Consider the following 9164-nt stretch of genomic DNA (forward strand, 5'->3'; position numbering starts at 1 on the left):
GTCGAGAACGGCAGCCGACCGGACGAGCGGGTTCTGACGGGACGGCTGGACGGGCTGGCCGCGCTGGTGCGCGGAGCCAACCTGTCGGGACCGGCCCTGTTGTTCGTCGGTGAGACAGCGGCCTTTTCGGCGGCGCAGGCGGATATGTCGGAGGCGGCGGCATGAAGATCGTGACCGCAAACCGCCTGTCGGACGGCCGCGTCATCTATGCGGGCGTGGACAATCAGCCGGTCGACAGCATCGAACAGGCGTCGGTGCTGGACGACACGACGGCGGAGATCGTGCTGGCCGAGGTCGCCGGACGGCCCGATGTCTTTGTGAACCCCTATCTGTTCGAGGTCAGCGACCGCACGCCCTCGGGCCGCGATCGCCTGAAGGAGCGCATCCGCTCCGCCGGGCCGACGGTGGGCAACAGCCTGCTGTGGGAGAAGGCGTAAATGTATCGCTATGACGAGTTCGACCATGCGCTGGTGCGCGAACGGGTCGAGGAGTTTTCCGATCAGGTGGCGCGCCGTGCGTCCGGCGCCCTGACCGAGGACGAGTTCAAGCCGCTGCGGCTGATGAACGGCGTCTATCTGCAGCTTCATGCCTATATGCTGCGGGTCGCGGTGCCTTACGGGACAATGAGCAGCCGCCAGATGCGGCAGCTGGGTCATATCGCGCGCACCTATGACAAGGGCTACGGCCATTTCACCACGCGCACCAATATTCAGTACAACTGGCCCGCCCTGACCGACCTGCCGGCGATCCTCAGTGATCTGGCCGAGGTCGAGATGCACGCCATCCAGACCAGCGGCAACTGCATCCGCAACACCACGACCGACGTGTTCGCGGGCGCCGCCGATGACGAGATCGAAGACCCGCGTCCCTGGTGCGAAATCATCCGTCAGTGGTCGACCATTCACCCCGAGTTCTCCTTCCTGCCGCGCAAGTTCAAGATCGCGGTGGTCGGGGCCGAAAAGGACCGGGCGGCGATCCGCACCCATGACGTGGGCCTTCAGATCGTGCGGGGCGCCGATGGTGGATCGGCCTTCCGCGTCTTCGTCGGCGGGGGGCAGGGGCGTCTGCCGCATATCGCGCAGGAGATCGCGCCTGCGGTTCCGGCGGCGGACCTGCTGGCCTATCTGACCGCCATCCTGCGGGCGTGGAACCTGCTGGGGCGGCGCGACAACATCCATAAGGCGCGGATCAAGATTCTGGTCGCCTCCATCGGCATCGACGCCTTTCGTGAGGAGGTGAACAGACACTACGCCACCCTGCGCCGCGAAGAGCTGAAAATCCCCGACGACGAACTGGCGCGTATTCAGGCCTATTTCGCGCCGCCCGCCTTTGATGACCTGCCCAAGGCCAGCGCGCCGTTTGATCGCGCCCTGCTGGCGGACCCCGACTTCGCCCGGTTCGCGAGGAACAATGTGCGTCGGCACAGGCAGGCGGGCTATGCCTCGGTGGTGATCTCGCTGAAGCCCATCGGCGGGGTGCCTGGCGACATCACGGCGGACCAGATGGACGTCGCCGCCGATCTGGCCGAGCGGTATTCGTTCGATGAAATTCGCGCCGCCTATGAGCAGAATCTGGTCCTGCCGCATGTGAAGCTGGATGATGTTCCGGCCATCTGGCGCGCCTTGCGCGAGGCGGGGCTGGCGACGGCCAATGCCGATCTGGTGACGGATGTGATCGCCTGTCCGGGGCTGGATTACTGCAGTCTGGCCAACGCCCGGTCGATCCCGGTGGCGCAGGCCCTGTCCACGCGTCTGGCTGATCTGGATTATCAGGAGAAGCTGGGGCCGGTCCGTATCAATATGAGCGGCTGCATCAATGCCTGCGGTCACCACCACGTCGGCCATATCGGCGTGCTGGGCGTGGATCGAAAGGGCGAGGAATACTATCAGATCACGGTCGGCGGCTCGCCCGACGAACAGGCGGCGCTGGGCGACATCGTGGGCAAGAGCCTGCCGTCCGATGAGGTCGCGCCCGCCATCCAACGGACGCTGGACCGCTATCTGGAAATCCGCACCGACGGCGAGCGGTTCATCGACACGGTGCGCCGCGTCGGCCCCGATCCCTTCCGCGACGCCATCTATGAGACGCTCGATGCTGCAAACGCTTGAAGGGATCCAGAACGGCCTGCGCCTGTCGGTGACCACACCTCTGGACGAGGTCGAGGCGGCGGCTGCGACCGAAGACGTGCTGGTGCTGGAGTTCGAGGCCTTCCGTGACGGTCGCGGCTTGTCGCTGGCGGCGGTGCTGCGTGAGCGAGGCTATGCCGGGCGGCTGATCGCGGCGGGCAAGGTCTTACCCGATCAGGCGCGGCACCTGCGGCGCTCGGGTTTCGACGCGGTGGAACTGGCTCCGGGCGCCGATACAGCGGCCTGGGCGCGAATGGATCAGGCGTTCAGCGCCGCCTATCAGCCCGCCACGGACGCCGCGCCGACCATCTGGCAGCGGCGGCGCGCGGCGTCCAATGATCGTGATCTGGCGGGGCTGGCCGAACGGTTGAACCGCGAGGTCGAGGGAAAGTCGGCGCCTGAAATCGTCAGGGTGGCGCTGGACCCGGCGTTGGGCCTGCGGGTGGGGACGATCTCGTCGTTTGGGGCGGAATCGGCGGCCCTGCTGCACATCATTGCCAAGGAACGGCCTGAGACACCGGTGGTGTTTCTGGAGACGGGGCAGCACTTCTTGCAGACCCTGTCGTACCGCACCCAACTGACCAAGGTGCTGGGCCTGAGCGATGTGCGGCTGGTGACGCCGGACGCGGGTGAGAAGGCGGCGCTGGATGCGCGCGACGACCTTTGGAAGACTGACGCCGACGCCTGCTGCGATCTGAGAAAGGTGCGGCCTCTGGCGCGGGCGACCGCCGGGTTCAACGCCATCATCACCGGGCGCAAACGCTATCAGGCCTCGACACGGGCGGCCCTGAAGCCGTTCGAGGTGCTGGACGGAGTGCTGCGGATCAATCCGCTGGCCGACTGGGACAGTGGTGATGTCGAGGCCTGGCTGGTCGAACATGATCTGCCGCGTCACCCGCTGGTCGAGCAGGGCTATCCGTCCATCGGCTGCTGGCCCTGCACACGACCGGTCGAAGAAGGCGAAGATGCGCGCGCCGGACGCTGGTCAGGCATGGACAAGGTCGAGTGCGGCATCCACTTAGGCAAGCGCCAGGCTGCGGCCTGATATCCTTTCCCTCTCGTTCGACCCTGCCTGAAAGCTGCAACGTGTCTGTCACGCCCTCTGTCATCGACCTGATCGGCAATACGCCGCTGGTGCGCCTGAACCGCCTGTCCGACGAGACGGGGTGCGAGATTCTGGGCAAGGCCGAGTTCATGAACCCCGGCCAGTCGATCAAGGATCGCGCGGCTCTGTCCATAGTGCAGGCGGCGCGGGCGTCGGGCGCCTTGCGCCCCGGCGGCACGATTGTCGAAGGCACGGCGGGCAACACCGGCATAGGTCTGGCTCTGGTCGGGGCGGCGCTGGGCCATCCAGTCGTCATCGTCATTCCGCGCACCCAGTCCGAAGAAAAGAAGGCGGCGATCCGCTCGCTGGGCGCGCGTCTGGTCGAGGTGGATGCCGCGCCCTTTTCCAGCCCCAACCACTTCGTCCACTATTCCGGGCGTCTGGCCGAGGAACTGAACGAGAGCGAACCGGACGGCGCCGTCTGGTCCAACCAGTTTGACAACACCGCCAACCGCGACGCCCACTATGAGACCACCGGGCCGGAAATCTGGGCCCAGACGGAAGGGCGCGTGGACGCCTTCGTCTCGGCGGTGGGGTCCGGCGGCACGATTGCAGGGGTGTCGGCCTATCTGCGAGAGCAGAAGCCCGATGTGACCATCGCCCTGGCCGATCCGGCGGGCGCGGCCATGTTCAACTGGTTCACCAAGAACCAGATGACGGGCGAAGGCTCGTCCATCACCGAAGGCATCGGGGTGGCGCGGATCACCGGCAATCTGGAAGGCTTCACGCCCGACCACGCCTATCGGATCGAGGATGCGGAGTTCCTGCCGATCCTGTTCGATCTGGTGAAATATGAGGGCCTGTCGCTGGGCGGATCGGCGGGGGTGAATATCGCCGGGGCCGTGCGTCTGGCGCGCGAGATCGGGCCGGGCAAGACGATTGTGACCTGCCTGTGCGATCCGGGCTCGCGCTATGCGACCAAGCTGTTCAACCCGGAATTCCTGCGGTCCAAGGGCCTGCCGACGCCGGAGTGGGTGAAGGCTTAATTTCTCCTCCCCATGAAATGGGGAGTGGGACCGCGAAGCGGTGGAGGGGGGCTCGACTTCGCAATGATGCGGTGATGCGGAAAGAACCCCTCCGTCACGCCGCTGTGCGGCGCGCCACCTCCCCATCGCTGCGCGACAGGGAGGAGAGGTCGGCTCACTTCGTCTTCTGCTCCGCGATCCAGGCGTCCATGCGGTGGTCAAGAAGGGCCAGCGGCAGGGGGCCTTCGACCAGCAGGGCGTCGTGGAAGGTGCGGATATTGAACTTCGGTCCCAGTTCACGCTCGGCCCGTTCGCGGATCTCGCGCAGGCGGATTTCGCCGATCTTGTAGGCCGTGGCCTGACCCGGCCAGCCGATATAGCGCTGCAGTTCGGTCTCAATATTGTGCGGGGCTAGGGCCGAGTTGTCGCGGAAACAGGCGCGGGCCTGTTCTTCTGACCAGTCCAGCCAGTGCAGGCCGGTGTCGGCGACCAGACGACAGGCGCGCCACATCTCATAGGACAGGCGGCCGAACCGCTCATAGGGCGTGCGGTAAAAGCCCATCTCCTCGCCCAGATATTCGGAGTACAGGCCCCAGCCCTCGGTGAAGGCGGTGACATTGGCCTGACGCCGGAAATAGGGTTGGCCGCCGCCTTCCTGTTGCAGCGCGATCTGCAGATGGTGGCCCGGTACTGCCTCATGCAGGGTCAGGGCGGGCAGTTCATATAGCGGACGCTGGTCCAGCTTGGACGTATTGACGATGTAGTGGCCGGGAATGCCATTCTGCATCGAACCGGGGTTGTAGCGACCAGTGGTGTAGTTTTCCTCGATCTGGGCCGGGACCGGCTGCACGTCATAGGGCAGGCGGGGCAGGGTGGCGAACAGGGGCGGCAGGCCGCCGTCGGCCCGCTTGGCCATTTCCGACGCCTTTTCCAGCAGTTCCTCGCGCGTCCTGGCGTAGAATTGCGGATCTGTGCGCAGGAAGTTCAGGAAGCCCGCGAAATCGCCGGTCCAGCCCGCCGCACGCATCTCGACCTCCATGCGGGCGCGGATGCGGGCGACCTCGTCCAGACCGATCTGGTGGACCTGATCCGGCGAAAGCTCGGTCGTGGTGTGCAGGCGCACCAGGTAGGAATAGATGGCTTTGCCGCCTGGGCGGTTGCCGATGCCGGGTGCCTCTGGGGCCTTGGGCAGGTATTCGGTTTCGAGGAAGTTCAGCCAGGCGCGACGCGCAGGCACGATAGTCGAGGTGATGGCGGCGGCGCCTGCGGCGTAAAGTCGGGTCTTGTCGGCCTGAGAGACATTGGCGGGCAGGGTGGCGAAGGGGGCCAGAAGCGGTTCGGCGTCCGGCTTGATGGCGACATCATTGCGGGCCAGTTCGATGGCGCTGACAGTGACGGACCTGGCCTGGGTCAGTCCGGTCGTCAGGCCGCGACGGGCGTTGGTGGTGGTCTGGGCGTAGATCGTCCCGAAGGCGCGGATACGCTGGATATAGGCCTCGGCCTCGGCGACCGAGTTCAGGCGGGTCGAACCGCCGACATAGAGCGCCCATGTGCCCGGCCCGCCCTCGCTGTCGAAGGCCAGGGCGCCGGTGTCGTATTCCAGTCCCTCGATGGCGCGGTTCAGGGTGAACAGCAGGAAGGCGTGGTTGATCGACGCGCCGTGGGAAAGACTTGCCGGGTCGATGGCCAGCAGGCGGTGGAACAACTGCATCATCGGCTCGCGCTGGGCCAGTTGGAACTCACGCGACAGGTCCGGCGCCCGCGCCATCGCCTCGACATCGCCCTCGCTGGACGCTGAGAAGGGATCGACGGACTTCAGATAGGTCTCGTAGTCGGCGATGATGGCATTCAGGGCTGCATCGGCTTGCGCCGTTGCGGGCGTGGCGGCGGGCGTCGGCGTCTGGGCCATGACAACGACCGGCGAGGCAGCCGCCAGCACAGCCAAGATGGCCAGGTGAGAAATCTTCATGACGCCCTCCGCGATTTGCCGCACAGGCAATCGGAGCAGGACGGGCGCGTCAAGCCGGGATGCTGGCGGGGCGTCGCCGTTTGCGGCATTCCGATCCGCTGATGGCGGAACAATCCCTGTTTCGCCGAGGTTCAAGCCGTGATGATGACTGAGCTCGAGCGCCTGTTACCCGCCGATAAACACGATCTGGAGCGCGCCGAATGGCTGGTCGCGCTGGGGTTTGTGGCTGTCGAACCGATCATACCTCAGATTCTGGAGTGGACGCAGGACCCGAACTGGCCGGTCGGGCAAGTCCTTGCGCCTTTCCTGGCCGGTATTGGCGCGCCGCTGGCCCCCTATGTCCGCACTGTGCTGTCGGGGGATGACGACGCGTGGAAATACAGCCTGTTACAGGGCGTCGTCCTGCAAAGCCCGGCGCTGGCCGAGGTCCTGCGGGCCGAACTGACACGTCTGGCCGCAGCCCCGACGCCGGGTGAGGTCAGGCAAGAGGTCGATCAGGCGGCGTCAGAGGTTCTGGCCAGCCTGACCTGATCCTATCCGCAGGCGGCGAAGAAGCGTTCGACGGTGGCCTTGCTTGTGGGGTGCGCCACCAGGGTGTCGCGGTTATCGCCTTCCCACAGGGCGATCCAGCCCAGGCTGCGGAAACGCTGGAACACGGGGTCTTTCGTCTTGGCGTTGGCGGTGACGTACTGGCCTTCGTGGATGCCTGCAGGCTCTGATCGGGCCGGGTAGCGTTCAGTATCGCCACCTGATTCCAGCAGCAGCACGCGCGATGGGCGGTCAAAGACAGCGGCCAGCTCCAGCGCGCCCGTGCCCGTCTGACAGACCAGTTGAAGTTTCAGGTCGTCGCTGTTGGCGATGCCATAGGCCAGGGTCAGCTCCTGCTGGTCGCGGTCGAAGAACCAGTCGTGGTTGGCGACGGGCAGGGGCGCAGAGGCGGGCGCGCCGGGCGAGAGCGAGGCCATCGGCGTGTTGGTGGCGCAGGCGGCCAAGGCTGACAGGGCCAGCAGGGACGGGATCAGTTTGAGCGGGCGCAGGGTCAGGCTCCTTATCCAGCGCAGCGGTCGGTGAAGCGACGCAGCTTGGCGAGGTGTGCGGGTTGGACGGTGACGACGGTCTGGCTGTCGCCCACCGTAATGGTGATGCGTCCGGTGGTGACGAAGGCGGCGAAGACGGGGTGGTCGACGCGCACGGTCGTCTCCATGCGGCCGCGGGCGGCACGCGCCTCGCTGGTCGCCGCTGCGTCTCCGGCGGTGATGCGGGCGAACCCGGCGACAGCGGGTGTTTCGTACAGGTCCAGCGTCACCGCGCCCGAGCCCGGTTGGCACGACAGGGTGGTGCGCAGGCGGTCCGTGTCCGGCACCTCTTCGGCCAGGACCAGCGGGGCCTCATTGCCATACAGGGTCCAGGTCCAGGCGGCGGGCGGCGGATTCTGCAGCGCCAGGGCCAGGACGGCCGAAAGGACAAGGCTCATGGGGCGGGACTCAACCGAGGACGCGCAATGTCGCGCCGGGCTGCACTGTCGTCAGACGCGCGCAGAACCGCAATAGGCAAGAAAGTCCGCCGCCAGACGACGTTCCTGCACCGTGGCGGAAATCGTGGATGATCCGGCCTCTCCGATCACGCGCAGGACGCCTTCGCGGGCCAGAGCGGCCAGGGTCGGATCGTTCAGCGCGATCAAAGCCTCAGTCGCGTCACCGCCGCTGAGAGGATCAATGGGCGCCGGACCCATCGAGGCGGGCGTCAGGCGCGGGCTGTCCGGTTGGACATAGCCATAGACCACCGCCGTATGTTCGCCCGGCTGGCAGGTGATCATCAGGGCCAGTTGGTCGGAGTTGTCCACGCCATAGGTCAGTTTGGCCGCCTGGTCCTCGTAGCCGAGGCGCCAGGTCATGGTCGGGACGTCATTGATCGAGGCGTCAAGCGTCTGCGGCCGGGCGGCGAAAGCGACCAGGGCGATAGCGGCGGCGGCGGGGATCAGAACCTTGAACATGCGGATACTCGCGTCTGATCGACAAACGCGGGTATCCGTCAGGGGTTCACGGCCCAGGCGACGCAGGCCGTGAACTGTGGCCGTTCGGCCTCAGCCGTCAGAAGGGGCTGAAACGTTCAACCAGCGACTGGGCCGCAGGCGTGGTCTGCATCCGGCTGATGTCGCCGCGACCGCCGTAAGAGATGCGGGCTTCGGCGATCTGGGTGTGATTGATGGCGTTGGCCGAGGAAATATCTTCCGGGCGCACGATGCCGGCGACGGTCAGTTCACGCACCTCGCGGTTGGTGCGCACTTCCTGCCGACCCTGGATGACCAGATTGCCGTTGGACAGGACGTCGGTGACGACGGCGGCGATGGTCAGATTGACCTTTTCCGAGCGGTTGACGCTGCCGCTGCCTGCCGCGTTGGCGGCGCCCTCGGTGCCGACCATGTTGGCCGGGTCGAAACCGCCGGGGAAGGCGCGGCCCAGGCTGTTCTCCAGACCGAAGAAGTGGGTGACGCCGCCCGAGGCGCTGTTGGTGCGGGCGCGCTGGGTCGAGTTGCGGGTCTGGGCCTGATCGTCGATCGAGATCTGGACCGTCAGGATGTCGCCGACGTGACGGGCGCGCTGGTCGCCGAAGAAGGTGCGGGCGCCGACGCGCCACAGGCTGTTGGCGCTGGCGGGCGTGGCGTCGCGGCCTCCCGGAGCGGGCATATAGGCCTGCTGAACCGGCACCAGTGCGGCGGGATAGCCGATGGGCGCCAGCTCAGGCCCGCGAACGGTTTCCGCAACCGTGGAGCAGGCGGCCAGGGGGGCGAAGGCGGCGGCGATGATCAGGATCTTGCGCATGGCTGTCATTCCTAGGGCAGGGGCCTCAGCGGGCGGCGAACTGTTGCGGATTGGCGCGGACCTGATCGGCGGCAGGACCGGCGATGGCCTGGCCGGGGCCGATGGCGACCGCATCGATGACGCGGTTGGAGGCGGTGTTCAGGATGGCGACCGGCTCGCCTACGGCGGCGTTGCGCA

Annotated in this window: 10 protein-coding genes; 5 read left to right on the top strand and 5 right to left on the bottom strand. The window is 66.5% G+C overall.

The window, feature by feature from the left end:
* The first annotated feature begins 161 nt into the window (after positions 1–161).
* The 4 genes from QZ281_RS06870 to QZ281_RS06885 are packed head-to-tail and all read left to right on the top strand — an operon-like array spanning position 162 to position 4217.
* Positions 162–437, top strand: a complete 276-nt coding sequence (locus QZ281_RS06870; protein ID WP_292226366.1) for a DUF2849 domain-containing protein — start codon at positions 162–164, stop codon at positions 435–437.
* The gene (locus QZ281_RS06875; RefSeq protein ID WP_292226369.1) at positions 438–2108 is read left to right on the top strand and encodes a nitrite/sulfite reductase; all 1671 of its coding nucleotides are present in this window, start codon (positions 438–440) and stop codon (positions 2106–2108) included. It begins immediately after the preceding gene.
* Entirely contained in the window at positions 2092–3171 is a 1080-nt protein-coding gene (locus QZ281_RS06880; RefSeq protein WP_292226372.1) for a phosphoadenylyl-sulfate reductase, read from the top strand. Before QZ281_RS06875 ends, QZ281_RS06880 begins: the two co-directional genes overlap by 17 nt.
* A 41-nt stretch (positions 3172–3212) precedes the next feature.
* The gene (locus tag QZ281_RS06885) at positions 3213–4217 is read left to right on the top strand and encodes a cysteine synthase A (protein ID WP_292226376.1); all 1005 of its coding nucleotides are present in this window, start codon (positions 3213–3215) and stop codon (positions 4215–4217) included.
* 154 nt (positions 4218–4371) lie between these two features.
* On the opposite strand, the gene QZ281_RS06890 is transcribed toward QZ281_RS06885, so the two are convergent.
* Positions 4372–6165, bottom strand: a complete 1794-nt coding sequence (locus QZ281_RS06890; protein ID WP_292226379.1) for a DUF885 family protein — start codon at positions 6163–6165, stop codon at positions 4372–4374.
* A 144-nt stretch (positions 6166–6309) separates the two neighbouring features.
* Between QZ281_RS06890 and QZ281_RS06895 the strand changes: the two genes are divergently transcribed.
* Entirely contained in the window at positions 6310–6696 is a 387-nt protein-coding gene (locus QZ281_RS06895) for a DUF5071 domain-containing protein (protein ID WP_292226382.1), read from the top strand.
* A 2-nt stretch (positions 6697–6698) separates the two neighbouring features.
* On the opposite strand, the gene QZ281_RS06900 is transcribed toward QZ281_RS06895, so the two are convergent.
* From QZ281_RS06900 to flgH, 4 genes are all read right to left on the bottom strand, one after another.
* A complete protein-coding gene (locus QZ281_RS06900; protein ID WP_292226384.1) occupies positions 6699–7157 on the bottom strand; it encodes a hypothetical protein in 459 nt (152 codons plus the stop codon).
* A gap of 56 nt (positions 7158–7213) precedes the next feature.
* Positions 7214–7639, bottom strand: coding sequence for a hypothetical protein (locus QZ281_RS06905; protein WP_292226387.1), 426 nt, complete (start codon positions 7637–7639; stop codon positions 7214–7216).
* Between the two features lie 51 nt (positions 7640–7690).
* Positions 7691–8158 (bottom strand): hypothetical protein, encoded by a 468-nt coding sequence (locus tag QZ281_RS06910; RefSeq protein ID WP_292226390.1) that lies wholly within the window; start codon positions 8156–8158, stop codon positions 7691–7693.
* A 97-nt stretch (positions 8159–8255) separates the two neighbouring features.
* The gene (gene flgH / locus QZ281_RS06915) at positions 8256–8987 is read right to left on the bottom strand and encodes a flagellar basal body L-ring protein FlgH (protein WP_292226393.1); all 732 of its coding nucleotides are present in this window, start codon (positions 8985–8987) and stop codon (positions 8256–8258) included.
* Positions 8988–9164: the final 177 nt, after the last annotated feature.

The organism is Brevundimonas sp., from assembly GCF_018608325.1.
Taxonomy (GTDB): Bacteria; Pseudomonadota; Alphaproteobacteria; order Caulobacterales; family Caulobacteraceae; genus Brevundimonas.

Excerpts from the sequence above, each read along its gene's own strand:
- flgH (WP_292226393.1), bottom strand. The coding sequence starts at position 8,987 with ATGCGCAAGATCCTGATCATCGCCGCCGCCTTCGCCCCCCTGGCCGCC.
- QZ281_RS06880 (WP_292226372.1), top strand. The coding sequence starts at position 2,092 with ATGCTGCAAACGCTTGAAGGGATCCAGAACGGCCTGCGCCTGTCGGTG.
- QZ281_RS06890 (WP_292226379.1), bottom strand. The coding sequence starts at position 6,165 with ATGAAGATTTCTCACCTGGCCATCTTGGCTGTGCTGGCGGCTGCCTCG.
- QZ281_RS06910 (WP_292226390.1), bottom strand. The coding sequence starts at position 8,158 with ATGTTCAAGGTTCTGATCCCCGCCGCCGCCGCTATCGCCCTGGTCGCT.
- QZ281_RS06905 (WP_292226387.1), bottom strand. The coding sequence starts at position 7,639 with ATGAGCCTTGTCCTTTCGGCCGTCCTGGCCCTGGCGCTGCAGAATCCG.
- QZ281_RS06870 (WP_292226366.1), top strand. The coding sequence starts at position 162 with ATGAAGATCGTGACCGCAAACCGCCTGTCGGACGGCCGCGTCATCTAT.
- QZ281_RS06875 (WP_292226369.1), top strand. The coding sequence starts at position 438 with ATGTATCGCTATGACGAGTTCGACCATGCGCTGGTGCGCGAACGGGTC.
- QZ281_RS06895 (WP_292226382.1), top strand. The coding sequence starts at position 6,310 with ATGACTGAGCTCGAGCGCCTGTTACCCGCCGATAAACACGATCTGGAG.